This window comes from Nocardiopsis sp. CC223A, assembly GCF_030766825.1.
Classification (GTDB): domain Bacteria; phylum Actinomycetota; class Actinomycetes; order Streptosporangiales; family Streptosporangiaceae; genus Nocardiopsis.
This window is the reverse complement of sequence record NZ_JASFDV010000023.1, coordinates 57,768-78,599: the sequence shown is the minus strand read 5'-3', so window position 1 is coordinate 78,599 and position 20,832 is coordinate 57,768. Positions and strand designations below refer to the sequence as shown.

Genomic DNA, 20,832 nt, shown 5'->3' with positions numbered 1-20,832 from the left:
CACCGGCGCGGGTCAGCAGCAGCCGATGGTCACCCAGGGGCCGGTGCTGCCGCCGCCGGTGCCGTCGCAGACCCGGCGGCGCTGCCGGGATTCCCGGACACCGCCGCAGGTGGCGGAGCGGTACACGCACCGGTACTGGTAGGTGCACACGGTCGGCATGGCCTGGGCGGTGGCCTTCGGCGCGAGTCGTTCGAGGATGAGGTCGCGGAAGCGGACCAGGGGCGTGGTGTTCATGGGGAACTCCTGACTCTGTGCGGTGTCCGTGGTGCCGTGCCAGGCTCCCGGAGCCACCTTGGGTGTTTCTTGCGGATTCTTTGAATCGGCGGACCGCCGGCGAGGAGGGCCGGGACCCGATCCGGCCGGAGCGCGCAAGGGCACGGGGCCGTCCGGGTGCGGGGCGGGGGAACGCGCGGCCCCGCGGACGGTGCAACGGGGCCGCGGGGGCGGGTCAGCAGCAGCCGACGGTCACCCAGGAGCCGTAGAAGGTGTCACCGCTGTCGACGCAGACCCGGCGGCGCTGCCGGGATTCCCGGACACCGCCGCAGGTGGCGGAGCGGTACACGCACCGGTACTGGAAGTGACAGCGCTCCGCCGCCCGGGCCGTGGCCTTGGGGACGATGCGTTCGAGGATCCGCTCGCCGAGGCGAACGAGGGGTGTCGCGTCCATAGGGGAACTCCGATTCCTTCCGGTGTCCGCGGTGGTGGCCGGACGCGTCCCGGGCACCGGAGGGGGTCGCCCCGCCCCGGGGTCCGGGCCGCCGACCGGCCGTTCCGCGATGTCGGAGCATCCTCTCGGCGAAGCCGTGAACGTTCCTTGCGGAAACCTTGCTTCGGGGGTCCGCCGTGGTGGCGCGTGCGGGCGAGGGGCCGGGGCGCAGAAGAAAAGGCAGGGGTTCCGGGAACCTCCTGCCACTTTCAATCTATAGCGCACCCCGGGGCTTGCGGCAAGACCCGGGGCAGGGAGCAGAATCGTCGATCGCGGCCGTCACCTGCGGGGATCGCAGGACCCGCGAACGGGCGTACCGCCCTTCCACTGGACCGAACGGGGGACACATGATCGACGTGGTCATCGCCGGCGGGGGACCGACCGGCATGATGCTGGCCGCCGAGCTGCGACTGCACGGGGTGGGGGTGGTCGTGCTGGAGAGGGACGCCGAGCGGCCGCCGTTCGTCCGCGCGCTGGGGCTGCACGCGCGCAGCATCGAGGTGATGGACCAGCGCGGCCTGCTGGGCCGGTTCCTCGCAGAAGGGCACGAGTACCCCCTCGGCGGCTTCTTCGCCGCCATCCGCAAGCCCGCCCCCACGGGGTTGGACACCGCGCACGGCTACGTGCTCGGCATCCCGCAGACCGCCATCGACCGGCTGCTGGAGGAGCACGCCGCCGAGGCCGGCGCCGACATCCGGCGCGGCCGCGAACTGGTCGGCCTGGCACAGGACGAGGAGGGGGTGGACGTCGAACTGGCCGACGGAACGCGGCTGCGTGCGCGCCACCTCGTCGGCTGCGACGGCGGCCGCAGCACCGTGCGCAGGCTGCTGGGGGTCGGCTTCCCCGGCGAGCCCGACCGGACGCAGACGCTGCTGGGCGAGATGGAGGTGACCGCGCCGCCGGACGAGCTGCTGGCGGTGATGACCGAGGTGCGTAAGACCCATCTGCGCTTCGGTGTCGGGCCCATCGGGGACGGGGTCCACCGGCTGGTCGTGCCCGCGGAGGGGGTGGTGCGGGACCGGGCCGTCGCGCCGACCCTGGAGGACTTCAAACGGCAGCTGCGGAAGTACGCGGGCACCGATTTCGGGGTGCACTCCCCGCGCTGGATGTCCCGCTTCGGCGACGCCACCCGGCTGGCGGACCGCTACCGGGTGGGCCGGGTGCTGCTGGCGGGGGACGCGGCGCACATCCACCCGCCGGTGGGCGGCCAGGGGCTCAACCTGGGGATCCAGGACGCCTTCAACCTGGGGTGGAAGCTGGCCGCCGAGGTGAACGGCCGGGCACCGGAGGGCCTGTTGGACACCTACGGGACGGAACGGCGCCCGGTGGCGGCCGACGTGCTGGACAACACCCGCGCGCAGATGGAGCTGATGTCCCCGGAGCCGGGGCCGCAGGCGGCGCGCCGCCTGGTGTCGGAGCTGATGGACCTGGAGGAGGTGAACCGGTACCTGACCGAGAAGATCATCGCGACGGGGATCCGCTACGACGTCGGCGGGGAGGGGCACGCACTGCTCGGCAGGCGGCTGCGGGACGTGGGGCTGAAGGCGGGCGGGCGCCTGTACGGGCTGATGCACGGCGGCCGCGGACTCCTGCTGGACCGGACGGGGAGGCTGTCGGCGAAGGGGTGGCGGGACCGGGTGGACCACGTGGTCGACGACAGTGAGGAACTGGAGGGGATGGGCGTGCCCGCGGTGCTGCTGCGCCCTGACGGCCACGCGGTGTGGGTGGGGCGGGAGCAGGAGGGGCTGCCCGACGCCCTGTCGAGGTGGTTCGGCGCCGCGGCCTGAGCCTCCGGTCACGGTCGCCGGAACGGTGACCGTGGTCCGGTCCGGGCCCGTGCCGCACGGGCACGGACCCCGCGGGCGGCGCGGTGCGGCGTCGGCGGTCGCCTCGCCCCCGGGGTCCCGGCCGGTCAGGCGAAGTCGACGGTCTTCTCGGTGTGGATCCCGTCGACGGTGCCCACGACGGGGCCGGCGCCGGGTCCGGCGCGGTGCGCGTGCGCGGACCCGGCGGCGTCCCGCGCCCGCGACCCCCTACCCGGGAACGCGCCGGGCATGGCACACTCGTCGCGTGTTCGAGCCCGAGGCGGTCCCCCCGGCCGGTGTGCCGCCGACCCGTCCGATTCTCGGGGGCTTCCACCCCGACCCCACCGTCTGCCGGGTCGGCGATGTCTTCTACCTGGCGTGTTCGAGCTTCGAGTACGCGCCGGGGGTCCCCCTGTTCCGGTCCCGGGACCTCCTCGCCTGGGAGCCGATCGGCCACGTGATGGACCGCCCCGCGCAGCTGCCGGCCGGCGCGGGCCCCTCCGGCGGCGTGTACGCCCCGACCCTGCGCCACCGTGACGGGACCTTCTTCCTGGTGACGACCGACGTCTCCGCCGGCCCCGGCCACCTGCTGATGACCGCGACCGACCCCGCCGGGCCGTGGTCGGACCCCGTGCGCATCCGCGGAGCGGGCGGGATCGACCCCGACCTGGTGTGGGACGAGGCCGGCCGGTGCCTGCTCACCTGGTCCGACGGCGGTATCCGCCAGGCCGTCCTGGACCCGGCCACCGGCGGGCTGCTGTCCGAGCCGCGCACCCTGTGGAGCGGTACCGGCGGCAGGGACCCGGAGGGACCGCACCTGTACCGGGTGGGCCGGTGGTGGTACCTCGTGATCGCCGAGGGCGGGACCGGTCCCGGGCACGCGGTCACGGTCGCCCGGGGCCCATCCCCGCAGGGGCCGTTCGAGGCCTGCCCGGGCAACCCCCTGCTGACCGCCCGGGGCACCCCCGGGCCGGTCCAGAACACCGGCCACGCCGACCTGGTCCAACGCCCCGACGGGTCGTGGGCGATGGTGTTCCTCGGTGTGCGGCCCGCGGGCTCCTTCCCCGGCTGGCACGTGCTGGGCCGGGAGACGTTCGCCGCCGACATCGCCTGGCTGGACGGCCGGCCCGTGGTCTCGGGCCCGCTCGAACCGCCGCCGCGGCCGCCGGTCCGGTCGGTCCTCTCCGACGGCGTGATCGGTGTCGACTGGGTCGGGGCCGGCGTCTTCCCCGACCGGGTGCTGCGGTGGTCGGGCGACCGGTGGCGGATGACCCCGCCGGGCCCCGGGCGGGCGTTCGTCGGCCGCCGCCAGGAGCACACCACCATGACCGCCCGGGCGGCCGTCACCGCGGACGGCGGGACCGGCGCCCTGGAACTGCGCATCGACCCCGCCCACCGGTTCGCGCTGGAGGTCGACGCGCACCGGGTGCGCGCCGTGGCACAGGCCGGACCGCTCACCACCGTGCTCGGGGACCTCCCCCTGACGCCGGAGACGGTGCTCGAACTGCGTGTGATCCCCCCGACGGCGCCCCTGCACAGCCGGGAGCGGGGCCCGGACGTGGTCGTCGCCGGGGTCCGCACCCCGCGGGGAGCCGTCGAACTGGCCCGGCTGGACGGACGGTACCTGTCCACGGAGGTGGCCGGGGGGTTCACCGGCCGCATGGTCGGCGTCTCCTGCACCGGAGGCGGGATCGAGGTGCGCTCCGTGGAGTACCTGGGCGGTACGTGACCGCGAGCCGCCACCGCTGTTGTGGGGACGGGGTGCGGGGGTTCCGCGGCCGCAGGCGGGGCAGGGGACGGCGACGGGGTCCCCGCCGGGGGCGAGGCGGATGACGGTCCGGTAGCGGGGCGAGTCCCTGTCGGGGTTGCAGTGCTCGTTGTCGCGTTTGGGGGCGGGGAACCGCTCGTCGGCGCCGGGCGGGCCCGGGAGCCGCCATGGTGTCGGTGCACCGGGCGGCTCCGACTTTTTCCGTGACGCGGGTGTCACGGAGCGGAGTTATGGGGAAATGCCGGCGCCTTGGACGGCGCGGCGGGGCCGAATGTCATATCTGTGTTCGAATCCCGGCCGGGCCGGGTTCACAGCCGCCGGTACATGATGTGCAGCCCCACGAATCCCCGCTGCGGGTGGTCGAACCCCTCCGGCAGTGTTCCGACCACCTCGAACCCCAGCGACCGGTACAGGCCCACCGCCCGCTCGTTCCCCTCCACCACCGCGTTGAACTGCATCCCGCGGTACCCCGCGGCGCGCGCCCAGTCCAGCGAGTACTCGCACAGGGCCCGCCCCACCCCCTTGCCGGAGTGCTCGGGGTCGACCATGTAGCTCGTGCTCGCGATGTGCGAGGCGTTGCCCCCGTGGTTCCGGTTCATCTTGGCGGTGCCCAGAACGCGGCCGTCGCCGTCCACCGCGACCACCGTCCGGTCCGGCTCGGGGAGGAGCCACATGTCGCGCGCGGTCTCCTCGTCCAGGTCGGTGGGGTAGGTGAAGGTGTCGCCGGCGGCGACGATCCGGTGGAGGAAGGGCCAGATGGCGGGCCAGTCGGCCGGGAGCGCGGTGCGGATCTGCATGGCGGACAGTGTGCTGTCCGGGTTCATGCCCCCGCAAGCCGTTTGTGGTTCCGTGGCCGAAGTACGGTGAATCTACGTCGTACAGGTGGCGGTTAGGCGATACGGAACCGAGAAAACCCGAAGAGGAGTGCGGCTGCGCCGCACACCCCCTCCTACGCCCCCAGTGCCCGCAGCAGGTAGGGGAGCAGCCGGTCCGCGATGTCCTGCCCCGGCCGCTCGCCCGGTGCGTGCGGGACCAGGAACGTGTGCGTCACCATCGGCCCGATGATCAGCTCGCCCACCACCGCCGGGTCCTCCACCGGCGGGATCTCCCCCCGGTCGGCCGCGCGGGCCACGATGGCCGCCACCCGGTCCTGCAACGGCGCCACGTACTCGCTCACCAGCACGTCGGCCAGCGCCCGGTTGTGCGCCGCCTCGCCCAGGATGGCGCGCAGCAGCTGCCCCGAGGGGCCGTCCAGGGCGGTGGCCTTGTCGTGCAGCAGCACGCCCAGGTCCGAGCGCAGGCCCCCGGTGTCGCGGTCGGGGCCCAGGTCCTCGCACCACACCGCCGCGGCCTCGACCACCAGGTGCTCCTTGGAGCGCCAGCGGCGGTACAGGGTGGCGGTGGAGACGCCGGCGCGGCGGGCGACGGCGGCGGTGGTCAGTCCGCCGTAGCCGTGCAGGCGCAGCTCGTCCAGGGTGGCGTCCATCAGCGCGCGGTCCCGGGCTGCGTCCCTCGGCCTGCCCCGGCGGGGCGTCGTCTCCGGCAGATGGTCGGTGGTCATGGAGGCATCCTATGTTCCCTGGTCAAAACGAAAAGGTTTCGTTTAGTATCCGGGTATGACGAACGACACCCCTGGCACCCCGACCGTCCGACAGGCCACCGTCCAGACCGCCGCCCCCGCGCCCATCGACGGCGACGCGGCGGCGGAGATCGCCGCGCTCGTGCGCGGCCTGCGCGCCGCCTTCGCCTCCGGCCGCACCAAGCCCATCGGCTGGCGCCGCGCCCAGCTGCGGCAGCTGCGCGCCCTCCTGGTCCAGGAGCGCCCCGCTCTGGAGAAGGCGCTCAAGTCCGACCTGGGCAAGAGCCCCGTCGAGGCGCACACCACCGAGATCGGTTTCGTCATCAACGAGATCGACCACACGCTCAAGCACCTGGCCTCGTGGCTGCGCCCCCGGCGCGTGCCGGTGCCGATGGCGCTGGCCCCCGCCAAGGCCCGCACGGTCCGCGAGCCGCTGGGCACGGTGCTCATCATCAGCCCGTGGAACTACCCGGTCAACCTGGCGCTGGCACCCCTGGTCGGCGCCCTGGCCGCGGGCAACGCGGCGGTGCTCAAGCCCAGCGAGCTGTCCCCGGCGACGTCGGCGCTGCTGGCCGACCTGGTGCCCCGGTACCTGGACTCGGAGGCCGTCGCCGTGGTCGAGGGCGGAGTCCCCGAGAGCACCGCACTGCTGGAGCAGCACTTCGACCACATCTTCTACACCGGCAACGGCCAGGTGGCCCGCATCGTGATGGCGGCCGCGGTCAAGCACCTGACCCCGGTCACCCTGGAACTGGGCGGCAAGAGCCCCGCCATCGTGGAGCCGGGTGCGGACCCGGCCGCCACGGCGCGGCGGCTGGCGTGGGGCAAGTTCACCAACGCCGGCCAGACCTGTGTGGCGCCGGACTACGTGCTGGCGATCGGTGACACCGCCGAGGCGCTCCAGCGGGAGCTGGCGGCCGCGATCACCGAGATGTTCGGTACGGACCCCAAGGCCAGCGGCGACTACGGGCGCATCGTCAACGAGCGCCACTTCGACCGCCTGGTCGCGCTGCTGGAGAGCGGCACGGTGGTGGCGGGCGGCCACCACGACCGCGACGACCTGTACATCGCGCCGACGGTGCTGGGCGACGTCTCCGCCGACAGCCCGGTCATGGCCGAGGAGATCTTCGGCCCGATCCTGCCGGTGATCGGTGTCCCGGACCTGGACGCGGCGATCGCGTTCGTCAACGAGCGGGACAAGCCCCTGGCCCTGTACGCGTTCACGGAGTCGGAGGAGACCAAGCGCCGGCTGACCACGGAGACCTCCTCCGGCGGCCTGGGCTTCGGTCTGCCCATCGCGCACCTGGCCGTGCCCGACCTGCCGTTCGGCGGGGTGGGCGAGAGCGGCATGGGCGCCTACCACTCGACGGCGTCCATCGACACGTTCTCGCACACCAAGTCGGTGCTGGACAAGTCGCTGGTGCTGGACACCATGCGGGTGGCCTACGCGCCGATCACGGACCTGAAGGAGAAGATCCTGCGGCGGATGCTGTAGGCCCGGAGCGCGGGCGGGCGGCCAGGGCGTGTTCCGCGGATGCCCACCCTGCTGCGCGGCGCCCCGGCACATCCCCCGCCGCGTTCTCACCGGTCGGCAGGAGAACCCGCCCCGACTCCTTCTCCGGCCCTGCGGTGCAGGCACCGGGACCCCGCTCGCGACGAGCGGCGTCCACGGAGCACGTCCTAGCGTGCGTCGGTGATGGCGACGCCGGGCTCCAGGTCGTTTCCGGTCAGTTCGGAGACGGTCACGAAGGTGTAGCCGTCCTCGGCGAGCCCGTCGAGGATGCCGGGGACGGCGTCGACGGTGCTCTCGTGGATGTCGTGGAAGAGGACGACGCTGCCCCGGTCGGTCTGCTCCAGGGTGACGTCGGTGACGGCGCCGGTGTCGCGGCTCTGCCAGTCGAGGGTGTCCACGTCCCACAGGACGATGGGCTTGTCGATGGCCTCGCGTGCGGTGTCGTTGAGGGAGCCGTAGGGCGGGCGCATGGTGGTGGGCTTCTCGCCGGTGATGTCCTCGATGGCCTTGTCGGTGCGTTCGAGGTCGTCCTTGATGGCGGAGCCGGACAGGGTGGCCAGGTCGTCGTGCTTCCAGGTGTGGTTGCCGATCTCGTGGCCGTCGTCGGCCATGCGCTCCACGGTGTCGGGGAAGTTCCCGACCTTGGAGCCGAGCACGTAGAAGGTGGCCTTGGCGTCGTGGTCGGCGAGGGCGTCCAGGACCGTGTCGGTGTACTGTCCGGGGCCGTCGTCGAAGGTCAGGGCGACGCACTTCTCCTTGGCGCAGTCCGGGGCCGCGATGCTCTTGGCCTCGGCCTGTAGAGCGGTGTCCGCCGCGGTGGGCGAGGCGGGGATCAGGAGGGCGGCCAGGGCGAGTCCACCGGTGGCGGCCAGGGCGATTTTGGGTTTCGGAAAGGTAACGTTCACGCAGGAGAATGTATGCGAGCCCGTGACCTGGGGAAAGGGAAAATCCCACGAAGTGACGAACCGCTCTTTAAGCCCATAGGGGAATGAAATGCGCAAACCCCCGCCACGGCGGGGGTCCGCGCGCCCGGCGCCTCAGCCCGCGCGGGCGTCGGTGAACACGTCGCCCGGAGCCAGCGACTCCAGCCCGAACAGGTCGCCGACGGTCACGAAGTGGTACCCCCGCCGGTGCAGCCCCTCCAGCACCTCGGGCACGGCGTCCACCGTGCTCGGGTGGATGTCGTGGAAGAGCACCACACTGCCCGCCGTCGTGTGCGTCAGCGCGTGCTCGGCCACCTTGGCGGTGTCGCGGCTCTGCCAGTCCATGGTGTCGACGTCCCACAGGATCAGCGGCTGGTCCACGGCCCTGCGCACGGTCCCGTTGAGCGACCCGTAGGGCGGGCGGACCGTCAGCGGGTCCGATCCGGTGACCGCCCGTATCGCGTCGTTGGTGCGCGTGATGTCGTCGACGACCTGCGCCTCCGACTTGGCCGCCAGGTCGTCGTGCTTCCAGGAGTGGTTGCCCATCTCGTGCCCCTCGGCGTGGGTGCGCTCCACCACCTCGGGGAACTCCTCCACCAGCGAGCCCAGTACGTAGAACGTGGCGCGGGCGTCGTACCCGGCCAGCATGTCCAACAACCGCTCGGTGTCCTCGCCCGGGCCGTCGTCGAAGGTCAGCGCCACGCATTTGAGCCGGGAGCAGTCCAGGCTGTCGCCCTCGACCGACAGCTCCCCGCCCAGCGGGAAATCGGGTTCGCCGGACAGGGCCGCCTCCCGTGCGTGGTAGCCCAGTTCCGACAGCAGGTCCTCGGCGTCCTCGGGCTCCACCGGCAGCAGGACCTCGCCGACCCGGCCGGCCCCGGGCACCTCGCCCGGCTCCATGCGCACCGCCAGTCCGCCCGCGGTGCTGAAGGCCAGGTCGGCCAGGGGCGAGCCCGCCCACAGCTCGGCGGCGCGCAGCGCCTGCTCGGGGTCGGACAGGTCCAGCGGGGCGGTCTCCTCCCCGACGGGGTCGGGGGAGGGCGGGACGCCGCCCGCGCCGGCCTCGCCGGGCCCGGAACCCCCCGCCTCCTGCCGGGCGGCGCGCTGCGCCACCTCGCCGACCAGGCCGGGCAGCTGCTCGGTCGGCATGTCGTAGCCGTCCTCCAGCACGTCGGCGATGGCCAGGTGGGCGCGTTCGATGGCCGCCTCGTCGCGGAACAGCGACGTCCAGGGCAGCACGGTGTCGTGCTGCGCGTCGTACCACAGGGTGCGGGCGCCGAAGGTCTCGTTGACCCCGGCCCTGGTGGTCTCGGTGACACGGATCCCCACCACCCGCGGCGAGGCGGCCAGCACGGTCGTGTCCTGGAACAGCTCGGGTGTACCGCTCTCGGGCAGGGCTTCCAGGAATTCGGTCTGTCGCTCGGCCATGGAGGTGTGGATCTCCGCGGTCAGCGGATGGCCCGCGCCCAGGATCGGGTAGCGGTATTCGACCGTGCCGGCGCCGGTGGCCACCGAACGGGTTCCCACCTGTACCGCAGGCCATGCGTCGAGTGGTATCCGCACGGCTTCGGCGTAGGGCAGGGCCTGTTCCGCGGTGTGGCAGCCGGGTACCAGGAGCAGGCCCAGCGCGGCGGTGACGGCGAGTTTTCGGCTAATCGAGGTGGCAAGCACGAGGGGACCATATCGAAGGGGTCGCCGAAAGAATAATCAGAGCGCGCCCGATTGGATACCCTCTGTCATGATTTTTGGGAAGACTGAACAAACGCGAGCGGGAGAACCTGAGGGTCGTCGCGTGCGTCCTAACCCCTAGCGTGGTCTCCGCTCCACGCATCTGTTTCGAAAGGGACTCATGAGCTACGGTCCAGGCCCCGGACAGCCGCCCAACGACGGCACCGGAGGATATCTCCCCCCGCCTCCGGGAGGAACCGGCGGTTATCCCCCGCCGGGCGGCGGTTACCCCCCGCCGGGCGGGCCCGGCGGCTACCCGCCGCCACCGCCCGGCGGCCCCGGCGGCTACCCCCCGCCGCCGCCCTCGGGAGGCTACGGCCCCCAGGAACCGCCCTTCAGCATGGGCGCGGCCATCGGTGCGATCATCGCCAACGTCCTCGCCGTGTGCGTGTGCTGGCCCTTCGCCATCGTCGGCCTGATCCTGGGCATCATCGGCGCGGCCACGGCGACCAGCAGCCCCAAGTCCGCCAAGACGTGCACCATCATCTCCTGGGTGCTGTTCGGCGCGGGGGTCGTGATCGGGGTCGTCTACCTGCTCCTGTACGGGGTCGGGTACATGGGTACGTGGTGACGCCGCCCACGTACTGATCCCGGTCGGCCGGCCCCCGGTCGGCACGGCCCGTCGACGCGGCGGGCGCGCGGCCCCCGCGGCTGCGCGCCCGCCGTTCTCCTGTCCGGCTCAGACCAGGGTTCCGGCCACCGCGGCGACCACCTCGCGCACCCGGGCCAGCACCGCGGCGTGGTCGTCGACGGAACCGGTGCGGGGCAGGTGCACGTGCCCCGCCGGGATCGAGGACCCGGCCCGGTCGCGCAGCAGGGTGTTGCGGTAGGCGACCTCGTTGGACAGGTAGTCCCCGCCGCCACCGCGCCGGGCCGCCGAGCCCGGGGTGGGCCCGTCGGGGCGCACGACCGGTTCACCGCCGCCCGCCGGGACCTCGGTGACCTCGGTGTTGATCACCACCGGCCCCCCGACCCGGGCGGCGATCTCCGCCACCGGCAGGGTGGAGCGTGTCCACTCGGGGGCGTCCCCGGGCAGGGCCCGGCCGGTGCGCGCCACCCCCAGGTTGTCGGTGCCGCCGCCGCGCCACACCCCGTTCCACACCTCCAGGTCGAACCGGTCGGGGCGGCCGCGGCTGAGGGTGATGACCGCGTCGGCCTCCCCGTGGTGGACCCGGCCCAGGGCCTCCTCCACCAGGCCCGCGTCGAAGTCGGCCCAGCGGACCGGGAAGATCGCGGTGCGCACCACGGCGGTGCGCCCGCCCACGGGGAAGGTCCACCCGTTCAGGTCCAGGGCGGCGGCCCCCGACGGGTTGGCGCGGGCGGGGTCCTCGTCCAGGCGGAAGGGGTCGAACCCGGTGACGACGATGCGCAGCAGGCGCTCGCCGGGCGGGAAGAGCAGTTCGGTGATACCGCGCGAGGCGGTCTCCAGCAGGTGGAGGAGCCCGGCGCGGTCCTCGTCGGCCAGGTCGAAGGCGGGCCGCCAGGTGCGCAGGCGGGCGGCCAACAGCAGCCGGGCCCAGTACAGGGGGCGGTCGTCGACCGTTCCGGCACCGGTGCGGACGGCCTCGGTCCACAGCCGCGAGGCGTGGGCGGCGACGGCCTGGCGGGCCGCCTCGGTGTCGGCGGCGTCGTTGAGGTCGGCGGTGAAGAGGGGGACGGCGGCTCCGAACCCGGAGCGTTCGAGGATCTTCCGGGGGGCGTCGAGGTCGGCGCGGTCCTCTTCGGGGGTGGTGTCGTGGTGCACGGGATCGCTGTCTGTCTCGAAGGCGGCCGGTGCGGCCGGGGGATGGGCGCTCGCGAGTCTAACGTCGCGGGGGGACGCCCCGGGGGGCGGGGATCGGGTGCGCCGCGAAACCTGGACGGTGGGGCTGGACCGGCGGCCTCGGACTTGGCAGGGTGTTGAGTGTCCTGCCCCCTCTCGACGAAGAGAGTCGCACATGCACACTTCCGGACTCCCCGACACCGAACACCTCGCCGAGCGTGCCAGGGAGGCGCTGGCCCGGTGCGGCATCGACCGGCTGCGCGAGCCGGTCGGCGCCGCCGGAGCCGCGCGGACCCCCGTCACCGGGGGGATCCTGTTCCCCGTGGAGTTCGACACGGCGGCCTCCGCCGAGCGGGCGGTGGCGGCCGCGCACGCCGCCTTCCCGGCCTGGCGGGACACCCCGGCGCCGGTGCGCGGGGCGCTGGTGCGCCGCCTGGGCGAGCTGCTGCGCGAGCACAAGGGCGACCTGGCCGAGCTGGTGACGATCGAGGCGGGCAAGATCCGCTCCGAGGCGCTGGGCGAGGTCCAGGAGATGATCGACGTCTGCGAGTTCGCGGTGGGCCTGTCCCGCCAGCTGTACGGGCGGACCATGCCCTCGGAGCGTCCCGGGCACCGGCTGATGGAGACCTGGCACCCGCTGGGCGTGGTCGGGGTGATCACCGCGTTCAACTTCCCGGTGGCGGTGTGGTCGTGGAACACCTGTATCGCCCTGGTGTGCGGTGACACGGTCGTGTGGAAGCCCTCGGAGCTGACGCCGCTGACGGCGCTGGCCTGCCACGCGCTGCTGATGCGGGCCGTGCGGGAGACCGGGGCGCCGACCGACGTCCACCGTGTGGTGCTGGGGGACAGGGCGGTGGGCGAGGCGCTGGTGGAGGACGCGCGGGTGGCGCTGCTGTCGGCGACCGGGTCCACGGCGATGGGCAGGGCGGTGGCGCCGCGGGTGGCGGCGCGGATGGGCCGGTACCTGCTGGAGCTGGGCGGCAACAACGCCGCCGTGGTGGCCCCCTCGGCCGACCTGGACCTGGTGGTGCGCGGGAGCGTGTTCGCCGCGGCGGGCACGGCCGGGCAGCGCTGCACGAGTCTGCGCCGCCTCATCGTGCACGAGGACGTGGTGGAGGAGGTCGCGGAGAAGATCGCGGCCGCCTACCGGCAGTTGGAGGAGCGCATCGGCGACCCGTTCGCCGAGGAGACGCTGGTGGGTCCGCTCATCGGCGAGCGCGGGTACACGGCGATGCGCGACGCGCTGGACCGGGCCGAGGCCGACGGCGGCCGGGTGCTGGTCGGCGGGGCGCGGCGGCTGGAGCAGGACGCCAAGGACGCCTACTACGTGGAGCCCGCCGTGGTGCGGATGCCGGGGCAGACCGAGGTGGTGCGCCAGGAGACGTTCGCGCCGATCCTGTACGTGCTCACCTACCGCACCCTGGAGGAGGCGGTGGAGCTGCACAACGGGGTCCCGCAGGGGCTGTCCTCGGCGATCTTCACGCGCGACCAGCAGGAGGCGGAGCGGTTCCTGTCCTCGGCGGGGTCCGACTGCGGGATCGTCAACGTCAACATCGGCACCTCGGGTGCGGAGATCGGCGGGGCGTTCGGCGGGGAGAAGGACACCGGCGGGGGCCGCGAGTCGGGTTCGGACTCGTGGAAGGCGTACATGCGCCGGGCCACCAACACGGTGAACTTCGGCGGTGAGCTGCCGCTGGCGCAGGGGGTCCGCTTCCTTTAGGACGCCGGTGGGGCGGTCCCGCCCGGGGCCGCCCCGTTCCCCGGGCACGGGCCTGCCCGAAAAAATGTTTGTGCTCAATCTTGTTGTGGACAATTGAACCCTGCTACGGTATGACCGCACCGACGGGACGGGGAGGAGAGACCATGGCCGAGACCGAGTACGACCCGCTCGCCCTGGACAACCAGCTGTGCTTCTCCCTGTACGCCGCCTCCCGGGCCCTGACCGGGCTCTACCGGGAGCTGCTGGGAGACCTGGGCCTGACCTACCCCCAGTACCTGGTCATGCTCGCGCTGTGGGAGCACGGAACCCTCAGCGTCAAGGGGCTCAGCCGGGTCCTGCACCTGGACTCGGGCACCCTGTCGCCGCTGCTGCGCCGACTGGAGACCGCGGGGGCGATCACCCGCACCCGCAGCGCCGCGGACGAGCGCGTCGTCGAGATCGGGCTCACCGGGCACGGTGCGGCGATGCGCGAGCGGGCCCTGGGCATCCCCGGGCAGCTTGTCTGCGCCGCCGAGATACCGGCCGGCGACGCCCGTGAGCTGATCTCCGTCCTGGACGGGATCACCCGTTCGGTCGAGCGCGCGGCGGCCCGGCGCGCCTGCGGCGCACAGGGATGAGGGCCACCCGACCGGCCGACACACACCGAGACGGGCTCCGTCCGGAGCCCCGAGGAGAGGAATCCATGGCATACGACGTCATGTACACCGCCCAGGCCACCGTCACCGGCGAAGGCCGCAAGGGACACGGCACCACCGCCGACGGCCGCCTGGACGTGGAGCTGTCCGTGCCCAAGGGCATGGGCGGCGACGACGGCCCGGGCACCAACCCCGAGCAGCTCTTCGCCGTCGGCTACGCCGCGTGCTTCCACGGCGCGCTCAAGGCCGTCGCCCGCAAGGACAAGACGAACGTCGACGGGTCCACCATCGAGTCGCACGTCAGCCTGGGCAAGTCCGACGAGGGCCTGGACCTGGAGGTGGAGCTGGACGTCACCATCCCCGGGGTCGACCAGGCCAAGGCCGAGGAACTGGTCGAGGCCGCCCACCAGATGTGCCCCTACTCCCGGGCCACCCGCGGCAACATCGAGGTGAAGCTGTCGGCCAAGGCCGTCTGAGCCGACGCCGTACACGAAGGGGGCGCCCCGGCGGGGCGCCCCCTTCTCCGTGCCGCGGCCGGGCCCGGGGCCGTACGACCCCGGGCCCGGCCGTCACCTTCAGGCGGCGGTGTCCAGCAGCAGCAGCCGGTCCAGGATGTCCTGGAGGGTGACCAGACCGATGGTCTCGCCGTCCTCCTCCACCAGGGACAGGTGGCTGCGGCTCTCCCGCATGGTGCTCATCGCCGAGTACATCGGCGTGCCCGCGGGCAGCGTCAGCACCGGGCGCATCAGGTCCGCGGCGGTCGTCCCCGCCGGGCTCGTCAGCGCCTCGCGCACGTGCAGCACGCCCACCGGAACCCCGCCGTCCATGACCACCAGGCGCAGGTGCGAGGACTCGCGGGAGACCCGCTTGATCTCCTCCACACCGTCGTCGGGCTCCACCGAGGCGATCTCCTCGCTGGGGGTGACGATCTCGCTCAGCGGACGGGAGTTGACCTCCAGCGCCGTGGCCAGCTGGTCACGGCGCTCGGAGTCCAGCGCACCGGCCTTGGCCGAGTGCTCCACCAGCTCCCGCACGTCCTCGGGGTTGTGGCCCGAGTGCATCTCGTCCACGGCCTCGACCCCGAACCGGTGCAGGCACCAGTTGGCCATTCCGTTCAGGGCCAGCAGCAGCGGACGGGTGAACCACATGAACGCCCGCATCGGGATCGCCAGCATGATCGCCGACTTCTCCGGGTGCGAGATCGCCCACGACTTGGGGGCCATCTCGCCCACGACCAGGTGCAGGAACGTCACCACGACGAGCGAGAGGACGAACGACACCACGTACCCCACCGCGCTGGGCAGGCCGCCGAACAGCGGCTCCAGCAGGTGGTGCACCGCGGGCTTGGAGATCGCGCCCAGCGCCAGCGCGCACAGCGTGATCCCCAGCTGGGAGCCGGCCAGCAGCAGCGACAGGTCCCGGGCGCTCTTGACGGCCGCCCGTGCCGAGGCGCTGGTCTTGGCCGCCTCCTCCAACCGGTAGCGGCGGGCCGCCACCAGCGCGAACTCGATCGCGACGAAGAACGCGCTCAACGCGATGATGACGACGGTCAGCGCCAGCGCCACCCAGATGTTCATGTCGCTCATGCGCGCACCTCCTCGGCCCGGTCGGAGTCGGCCTCGTGCAGGCGCACCTCCACCGTGTGCGGCACGTGCCGCTGGACGGAGGACACCCGCAGGGTCAGCGCCATGTCGGGGTCGTCGTCATGGGCGCTGGCCGGACGCGGCAGCGCCAACGCGATGGTGTCGCCCACCTGCGGCAGCCGGTGCAGCTCGTGGATGACCAGACCGCCCAGCGTCTCGTAGTCGCCCTCGGGTAGGTCGTGCTCGATCAGCCGCTCCACCTCGTCGATGTGCAGTCCGCCCGGGACCAGGTAGGAACCCTCACCGTCCAGGTGGGCGGGGGCCTCCTCCTCCGGGGTGTGCTCGTCGGCGATCTCGCCGACCAGCTCCTCGGCCAGGTCCTCGGTGGTGATCACACCGGCCAGGCCGCCGTACTCGTCCACCACGCAGGCGAACTCCTCGTTCGCCTCGCGCAGCTGGTCGAGCACGCCCGGCAGCGGCAGCGACGCCGGGACCATGACGGTGGGCCGGGCCACCTCGCTGACCTTGACGTGCTCCAGGTCGCGGTCGCCGAGCGCGAGCACGTCGCGCAGGCAGATGACGCCGACGATGTCGTCGACGCCGTCGCCCAGGACCGGGAAACGGGAGTGGTCGGAGGCCATGAGCTCGACGACCCGGCTGACCGGGTCGCCCTCCTCCACGGTGGACACCTCCGGACGCGGGATCATCGCGTGCCCGGCGGTGCTCTCGTGGAAGTCCAGGGTGCGGTCCAACAAGGTGGACAGCTCCGCGGGCAGGTCGCCGCTCTCCTTGGACTCGGCGATGATGCTCTCCAGGTCGCGCGGGGTCGCCGCGTGCTGGACGTCCTCCACCGGTTCGATCCGGGCCAGCTTCAGGATCAGGATCGCCGCCTGGTCGAACAGCCAGATGACCGGGCCGAAGACCTTGAGGTAGATCCCCGTGGACAGAGCCAGGGAACGTGCCACCGGCTCGGGCCGGGCGATCGCCAGGTTCTTGGGGAAGAGCTCGCCGAAGACCATCTGGACGACGGTCGAGAACAGCAGGGCCAGCACGGTGCCGATGGCGACGCCGATGCCCGTGGGCACCCCCACGCCGCCGAGGAGCTCGCCGATGCCCTCACCGATCAGCGGCTCGGCGACATAACCGACGAGCAGAGCGGTGACCGTGATGCCCAGCTGGGCACCGGAGAGCATGAACGATGTGCGATTGGTGATGCCCAGCGCCCGTTTGGCGCCGGCGTCACCCGCCGAGGCCCGCGCCCGCAGGCGGGAGCGGTCCACGGCCATGTAGCCGAATTCCTGGGCGACGAAGTATCCCGTCGCCACGGTGATCAGGAAGACCACCAGAATCCCCAGGCCGATACTGAGAACGGTGCTCATCATCGGGCACGCACCGCCTGGGCGATGTTCCCGGCGCGACCGGGAACGGTTCTACGAGGGCGCGTGCCCCCGGGAGAAGGAGGCTCGTCGGTTTCGGGGCCGCAGCATCCCTGGGGGATGCTGTCGGTACTTCGGGACGGGTCCACTTTTCCTCTCTCTGCGCTGGTGCGCTCAGGTGATGCCGTTCATGGTACGGCTGTGACAGGTGGGAGGCCTGCTACGCGATCAAGGACGAAGGACGGCGGGGAAAAGTTCCCGCCACCTGATCAGTTCCCGATCGGGGCGTTCGCCTCACCACCGAGGGAGGCCCACTCGCGACGGCGGGCCTCGGCGAGCGCGATCGCGGTGGCCACGGCCACGTTCAGCGATCCCACCCGCCCGATCTGCGGGATGTAGGTGACGGCGTCCGCGCCCGCCAGCAGGGCGGGGGAGCAGCCGTGGTCCTCGGCGCCGACGGCCAGGCACACGTCGTCGTCGAGCGGGGCGGCGTGCAGCGGCACGGCCCCAGAGGCCAGTTCCAGGGCGACCACCTTGTACCCGTCACCGCGGGCGGCGGCCAGCGCCTCGGCGGTGGAGCCCACCCGGACGTGGTCCACCTTGGCGGCGGTGCCCAGGGCGGTCTTGCCGACCTTGGGGTCCAGCGGGTCGGCGCTGTTGCCGGCGAGCCAGAGGCGGTCCACACCCAGGGTCGCGCAGGTGCGCAGGATCGAACCCAGGTTGTAGGGCTGGGTGACCGACTCGACGATCAGGGCGAGGCGTCCCCCGGTGCTCCTGCGCCACTGGCGGTTCAGGCGTTTGACGTCGGTGGGGCGCAACTGCGTGCTCAACTGCGGTGTGTTCCTCGGCGGTACGTGAATGGTCACCCGGGACCGGGTGTGCGCACCAGGTTACCGGGCGGGGCCCGGACGTGCACGTGTGACCGGACACAAGGGGACGGAAAGGTCTCAGCCGCGACGAACGGCGAGGACGCGGAAACCCGCGCGGGAGGCGGTGCGCTCGGTCGGGAACCCCTGGTCCGCCAACCACTTGTGGAGGGAGTCGGCGCCCAGGTGGCGCTGCACCACCAGGTGGGCGACGCCCTGCTCCGACAGCCGCCCCAGCCACACCCGCAGCAGGGTGTGCAGGGCGTCCTTGCCCACGCGGATCGGCGGGTTGGACCAGATCGCGTCGAAGGGGCCGGCCAGGTCGGGGGCGTCCTCCTCGGCGGGCTCCCCCTCGGGGGTGACGACCGCGAAGCGCGCGTTGCCCAGCCCGTGTCCGGCCGCGTTGCGGCGGGCCAGGCCCACCGCGCGGGAGTTCACGTCCACCCCCAGCACCTGCGCGGCGGGGGCGCGGGAGGCCAGTGTCAACGCGATCGGCCCGTAACCGCAGCCCACGTCCAGCAGCCGTCCCCGCGCGGGCGGGGCCGGGACCGACTCCAGCAGCACCCGGGTGCCCAGGTCCACCTTGTCGGGGGAGAACACCCCGCGGTCGGTGTGCAGGCGCAGGTGCAGGTCGGGCAGGACCAGGTCCGCGGTGGAGGGACGGCTCGCGGCGTCCGGGTCGGAGTCGAAGTAGTGCTGGGCCACGCCGTGACGGTACCAGCACCGGTGCACGTCCCACGCCCGGCAAAAACCTCGCATGCTGCGGGAAACGACGTGTCAAGCACCGACACGACCCGGCGCAGGGTGCGGAAGATGGAGTTATCCGAGGGATGGCGGGGGAACCCATGCGAGCACAGGTAGGAGATCGTCTGGTCATCGAGAGCCAGCGCGCGGACGCGCACCGTCGGACCGGCATCGTCACCGGGATCCGGGGGAACGGAGGAGGCCCCCCGTACCAGGTGCACTGGCTCGACGCCGAACAGGGGCACGACGCCCTGGTCTACCCCGGACCGGACGCGCACATAGAACACCCACCCGGTGCGGGGGCCGGGACGAGCACGGAGGGGGCGCAGATGCACACGACCAAGCGCTGGAACGTCGACGTCGTGATCTCGGAGGAGAACGAGGGCGACGCCGCCCGCACCTGGGCCGAGGTGGGCATGGTCGCCGACGACGGTACGGCGCTGCGCGGTCACGGGATGGCCCGCAAGCACCCGATGGACATGGACGTCCCCGAGATCGGCGAGGAGCTCGCCGTCTCCCGGGCGCTGTCGGACCTCTCGCGCCAGCTCCGCCAGGTCGCCGCCGAGGACATCAACGACAACACCGGCACCCCGTGGCGGCCCACCTGACCGGGCCCGCCCGCCGGGCGGCGATCACGAGGCGACGGACCCCCGGACCCGCAGGGCCGGGGGTCCCGCCCTGTCCGCTCCGCCCGGGACCGACACCCCTCGGTCCGGAAGTGGCCACACTCACCACCGGGGGAACGCACCCGACGGTCACCGGGATCGGGCACACTCGAAGCGTCCACCGGAGGGAGGCCCCGGGCCGGGAGGCCCGCCATCGACGTCCACCAGGCAAGGAGACGCCCTGTTGACCACCTCATCACCGCAGGCCGGACCCGCCCGGGTGCTCGGCACCGTCGACGCCGTCGCCATCGGTGCGGGCGCGATGCTGGGAGCCGGGGTCTTCTCCGTGTTCGCACCCGCGGCGCAGGGGGCCGGGGCGTGGCTGCCCGTGGCGATCCTCATCGCCGGGCTGGTCGCCTACTGCAACGCGATGTCCTCCGCGCGGCTGGCGGCCCGCCACCCCGAGTCGGGCGGCGCCTACGTGTACGGCCGCGAGCGTCTGGGCGACCTGTGGGGTTACCTGGCCGGGTGGTCGTTCGTGGTGGGCAAGCTCGCCTCCTGCGCCGCCATGGCGCTCACCTTCGCCGCCTACGTGCTGCCCGGGTGGGAGAGACCCGCGGCGGCCGCCGTCGTGGTGCTGATGACCGCCGTCGGCTACCGGGGGGTGCGCCGCTCCACGTTCGTGGTCAAGGTCCTGCTGGCGGCGGTGCTGGCGGTACTGGCCGGTGTGGTGGTCGCCATGCTGATGAGCGGGCGGCTGGCCGCCGTCGCCCAGGTCGACGGGCTGGGCCCCTGGCCCGGCTCCTTCGGGGTGCTGGGCGCCGCCGGGATGATCTTCTTCGCGTTCGCCGGGTACGCCCGGGTGGCGACCCTGGGCGGGGAGGTCCGCGACCCGGGGACCACCATCCCGCGCGCGGTCACCCTGTCGCTGGGCGGGGTGCTGCTGATCTACCTGGTGGTGGGTACCGGGACGCTGATCGTGCTGGGCCGGGAGCGGCTCATCGGCTCCACGGCGCCGCTGGTGGACGTGGTCCGGGTCGTCGGGCTGGAGTGGGCGGTCCCGGCGGTGGCCGTCGGAGCCGCGGTGGCCTGCCTGAGCGCCCTGATCACCCTGTTGATGGGCGTCACCCGCACCACGGCGGCGATGGCCGCCGACGGACACCTGCCCCGGGTGCTGGCGACGCGCCGGGGCCGCCACGGGGTGCCGGTGTACGCCGAGGCGCTGATCGCCGCGATCGTGGTGGGCCTGGTGCTGTTCACCGACCTGGCCGGGGCGATCTCCTTCTCCGCGTTCGGGGTGCTGGTGTACTACGCCATCACCAACGCCTCCGCGCTGCGGCTGGGCCCCGACGAGCCCCGTCCGCCGCTCCCGGTGCCGCTGGGCGGCCTGGTGGGCTGTGTGGTGCTGGCGTGCAGCCTGCCGCTGAACGCGGTCGCGGCCGGTGCCGCGGTGCTGGCCCTGGGCGCGGCCCTGTGGTGGGTGCGCGACCGGCTGGGCGCCCGCACCGCCGGTTGACGC

At 72.9% G+C, this 20,832-nt stretch carries 21 protein-coding genes; 9 read left to right on the top strand and 12 right to left on the bottom strand.

Translation table 11 applies throughout. The annotated features are described in order from the left end of the window. Nucleotides 1-12: 12 nt before the first annotated feature. Entirely contained in the window at nt 13-234 is a 222-nt protein-coding gene (locus QJS33_RS12175) for a hypothetical protein (protein ID WP_306368041.1), read from the bottom strand. A gap of 214 nt (nt 235-448) precedes the next feature. Next, nucleotides 449-667 (bottom strand): hypothetical protein, encoded by a 219-nt coding sequence (locus tag QJS33_RS12170; protein WP_306368040.1) that lies wholly within the window; start codon nt 665-667, stop codon nt 449-451. Between the two features lie 386 nt (nt 668-1,053). On the opposite strand from QJS33_RS12170, the gene rox reads away from it, so the two are divergent. After that, on the top strand, nt 1,054-2,493 hold the full coding sequence (rox, locus tag QJS33_RS12165) for a rifampin monooxygenase (RefSeq protein WP_306368039.1): 1,440 nt from the start codon (nt 1,054-1,056) through the stop codon (nt 2,491-2,493). 125 nt (nt 2,494-2,618) lie between these two features. Here rox and QJS33_RS12160 read toward each other — a convergent pair whose 3' ends face one another. Further along, nucleotides 2,619-2,762 (bottom strand): hypothetical protein, encoded by a 144-nt coding sequence (locus QJS33_RS12160; RefSeq protein ID WP_306368038.1) that lies wholly within the window; start codon nt 2,760-2,762, stop codon nt 2,619-2,621. A gap of 14 nt (nt 2,763-2,776) precedes the next feature. Between QJS33_RS12160 and QJS33_RS12155 the strand changes: the two genes are divergently transcribed. Continuing rightward, entirely contained in the window at nt 2,777-4,240 is a 1,464-nt protein-coding gene (locus QJS33_RS12155; protein ID WP_306368037.1) for a glycoside hydrolase family 43 protein, read from the top strand. A 347-nt stretch (nt 4,241-4,587) separates the two neighbouring features. On the opposite strand, the gene QJS33_RS12150 is transcribed toward QJS33_RS12155, so the two are convergent. Together QJS33_RS12150 and QJS33_RS12145 are read right to left on the bottom strand one after the other, a co-directional pair. Then, entirely contained in the window at nt 4,588-5,076 is a 489-nt protein-coding gene (locus tag QJS33_RS12150) for a GNAT family N-acetyltransferase (protein WP_306368036.1), read from the bottom strand. 152 nt (nt 5,077-5,228) lie between these two features. After that, nucleotides 5,229-5,840 (bottom strand): TetR/AcrR family transcriptional regulator, encoded by a 612-nt coding sequence (locus QJS33_RS12145; RefSeq protein ID WP_306368035.1) that lies wholly within the window; start codon nt 5,838-5,840, stop codon nt 5,229-5,231. Between the two features lie 55 nt (nt 5,841-5,895). Here QJS33_RS12145 and QJS33_RS12140 point away from each other — a divergent pair, with 55 nt between their 5' ends. Beyond that, entirely contained in the window at nt 5,896-7,353 is a 1,458-nt protein-coding gene (locus QJS33_RS12140) for an aldehyde dehydrogenase family protein (protein ID WP_306368034.1), read from the top strand. A gap of 185 nt (nt 7,354-7,538) precedes the next feature. Here QJS33_RS12140 and QJS33_RS12135 read toward each other — a convergent pair whose 3' ends face one another. Both QJS33_RS12135 and QJS33_RS12130 read right to left on the bottom strand, forming a co-directional pair. Continuing rightward, entirely contained in the window at nt 7,539-8,276 is a 738-nt protein-coding gene (locus QJS33_RS12135; RefSeq protein WP_306368033.1) for a polysaccharide deacetylase family protein, read from the bottom strand. A gap of 132 nt (nt 8,277-8,408) precedes the next feature. Further along, entirely contained in the window at nt 8,409-9,965 is a 1,557-nt protein-coding gene (locus tag QJS33_RS12130) for a polysaccharide deacetylase family protein (RefSeq protein ID WP_306368032.1), read from the bottom strand. Nucleotides 9,966-10,362: 397 nt separating this feature from the next. Here QJS33_RS12130 and QJS33_RS12125 point away from each other — a divergent pair, with 397 nt between their 5' ends. Continuing rightward, complete coding sequence (locus QJS33_RS12125; RefSeq protein WP_306368031.1) at nt 10,363-10,593, top strand: hypothetical protein; 231 nt, start codon at nt 10,363-10,365, stop codon at nt 10,591-10,593. Between the two features lie 108 nt (nt 10,594-10,701). Here the strand turns inward: QJS33_RS12125 and QJS33_RS12120 are convergent, their stop codons facing one another. Next, nucleotides 10,702-11,766, bottom strand: coding sequence for a pyroglutamyl peptidase (locus QJS33_RS12120; RefSeq protein WP_306368030.1), 1,065 nt, complete (start codon nt 11,764-11,766; stop codon nt 10,702-10,704). Between the two features lie 193 nt (nt 11,767-11,959). On the opposite strand from QJS33_RS12120, the gene QJS33_RS12115 reads away from it, so the two are divergent. From QJS33_RS12115 to QJS33_RS12105, 3 genes are all read left to right on the top strand, one after another. Then, the gene (locus QJS33_RS12115) at nt 11,960-13,504 is read left to right on the top strand and encodes an aldehyde dehydrogenase family protein (protein WP_306368029.1); all 1,545 of its coding nucleotides are present in this window, start codon (nt 11,960-11,962) and stop codon (nt 13,502-13,504) included. Between the two features lie 143 nt (nt 13,505-13,647). Continuing rightward, nucleotides 13,648-14,121, top strand: a complete 474-nt coding sequence (locus QJS33_RS12110; protein ID WP_306368028.1) for a MarR family winged helix-turn-helix transcriptional regulator — start codon at nt 13,648-13,650, stop codon at nt 14,119-14,121. A 65-nt stretch (nt 14,122-14,186) separates the two neighbouring features. Then, nucleotides 14,187-14,615, top strand: a complete 429-nt coding sequence (locus QJS33_RS12105; RefSeq protein ID WP_306368027.1) for an organic hydroperoxide resistance protein — start codon at nt 14,187-14,189, stop codon at nt 14,613-14,615. 99 nt (nt 14,616-14,714) lie between these two features. On the opposite strand, the gene QJS33_RS12100 is transcribed toward QJS33_RS12105, so the two are convergent. From QJS33_RS12100 to QJS33_RS12085, 4 genes are all read right to left on the bottom strand, one after another. Next, a complete protein-coding gene (locus QJS33_RS12100) occupies nt 14,715-15,725 on the bottom strand; it encodes a hemolysin family protein (RefSeq protein ID WP_306368026.1) in 1,011 nt (336 codons plus the stop codon). Next, the gene (locus QJS33_RS12095) at nt 15,722-17,104 is read right to left on the bottom strand and encodes a hemolysin family protein (RefSeq protein ID WP_306368025.1); all 1,383 of its coding nucleotides are present in this window, start codon (nt 17,102-17,104) and stop codon (nt 15,722-15,724) included. The genes QJS33_RS12100 and QJS33_RS12095 overlap by 4 nt, the downstream gene beginning before the upstream one ends. A gap of 263 nt (nt 17,105-17,367) precedes the next feature. Continuing rightward, complete coding sequence (locus QJS33_RS12090; protein WP_306368024.1) at nt 17,368-17,928, bottom strand: TrmH family RNA methyltransferase; 561 nt, start codon at nt 17,926-17,928, stop codon at nt 17,368-17,370. 117 nt (nt 17,929-18,045) lie between these two features. Further along, complete coding sequence (locus tag QJS33_RS12085; protein WP_306368023.1) at nt 18,046-18,669, bottom strand: class I SAM-dependent methyltransferase; 624 nt, start codon at nt 18,667-18,669, stop codon at nt 18,046-18,048. Between the two features lie 140 nt (nt 18,670-18,809). Between QJS33_RS12085 and QJS33_RS12080 the strand changes: the two genes are divergently transcribed. Together QJS33_RS12080 and QJS33_RS12075 are read left to right on the top strand one after the other, a co-directional pair. Beyond that, a complete protein-coding gene (locus tag QJS33_RS12080; protein ID WP_306368022.1) occupies nt 18,810-19,316 on the top strand; it encodes a dsRBD fold-containing protein in 507 nt (168 codons plus the stop codon). 238 nt (nt 19,317-19,554) lie between these two features. After that, on the top strand, nt 19,555-20,829 hold the full coding sequence (locus QJS33_RS12075; RefSeq protein ID WP_306368044.1) for an APC family permease: 1,275 nt from the start codon (nt 19,555-19,557) through the stop codon (nt 20,827-20,829). Nucleotides 20,830-20,832: the final 3 nt, after the last annotated feature.

What these genes read in the sequence shown, in the direction of transcription:
- QJS33_RS12175 (WP_306368041.1), bottom strand. Translation starts at nt 234, where the DNA reads ATGAACACCACGCCCCTGGTCCGCTTCCGCGACCTCATCCTCGAACGA.
- QJS33_RS12170 (WP_306368040.1), bottom strand. Translation starts at nt 667, where the DNA reads ATGGACGCGACACCCCTCGTTCGCCTCGGCGAGCGGATCCTCGAACGC.
- rox (WP_306368039.1), top strand. Translation starts at nt 1,054, where the DNA reads ATGATCGACGTGGTCATCGCCGGCGGGGGACCGACCGGCATGATGCTG.
- QJS33_RS12160 (WP_306368038.1), bottom strand. Translation starts at nt 2,762, where the DNA reads ATGCCCGGCGCGTTCCCGGGTAGGGGGTCGCGGGCGCGGGACGCCGCC.
- QJS33_RS12150 (WP_306368036.1), bottom strand. Translation starts at nt 5,076, where the DNA reads ATGCAGATCCGCACCGCGCTCCCGGCCGACTGGCCCGCCATCTGGCCC.
- QJS33_RS12145 (WP_306368035.1), bottom strand. Translation starts at nt 5,840, where the DNA reads ATGACCACCGACCATCTGCCGGAGACGACGCCCCGCCGGGGCAGGCCG.
- QJS33_RS12140 (WP_306368034.1), top strand. Translation starts at nt 5,896, where the DNA reads ATGACGAACGACACCCCTGGCACCCCGACCGTCCGACAGGCCACCGTC.
- QJS33_RS12125 (WP_306368031.1), top strand. Translation starts at nt 10,363, where the DNA reads ATGGGCGCGGCCATCGGTGCGATCATCGCCAACGTCCTCGCCGTGTGC.
- QJS33_RS12115 (WP_306368029.1), top strand. Translation starts at nt 11,960, where the DNA reads ATGCACACTTCCGGACTCCCCGACACCGAACACCTCGCCGAGCGTGCC.
- QJS33_RS12110 (WP_306368028.1), top strand. Translation starts at nt 13,648, where the DNA reads ATGGCCGAGACCGAGTACGACCCGCTCGCCCTGGACAACCAGCTGTGC.
- QJS33_RS12105 (WP_306368027.1), top strand. Translation starts at nt 14,187, where the DNA reads ATGGCATACGACGTCATGTACACCGCCCAGGCCACCGTCACCGGCGAA.
- QJS33_RS12100 (WP_306368026.1), bottom strand. Translation starts at nt 15,725, where the DNA reads ATGAGCGACATGAACATCTGGGTGGCGCTGGCGCTGACCGTCGTCATC.
- QJS33_RS12095 (WP_306368025.1), bottom strand. Translation starts at nt 17,104, where the DNA reads ATGATGAGCACCGTTCTCAGTATCGGCCTGGGGATTCTGGTGGTCTTC.
- QJS33_RS12080 (WP_306368022.1), top strand. Translation starts at nt 18,810, where the DNA reads ATGCGAGCACAGGTAGGAGATCGTCTGGTCATCGAGAGCCAGCGCGCG.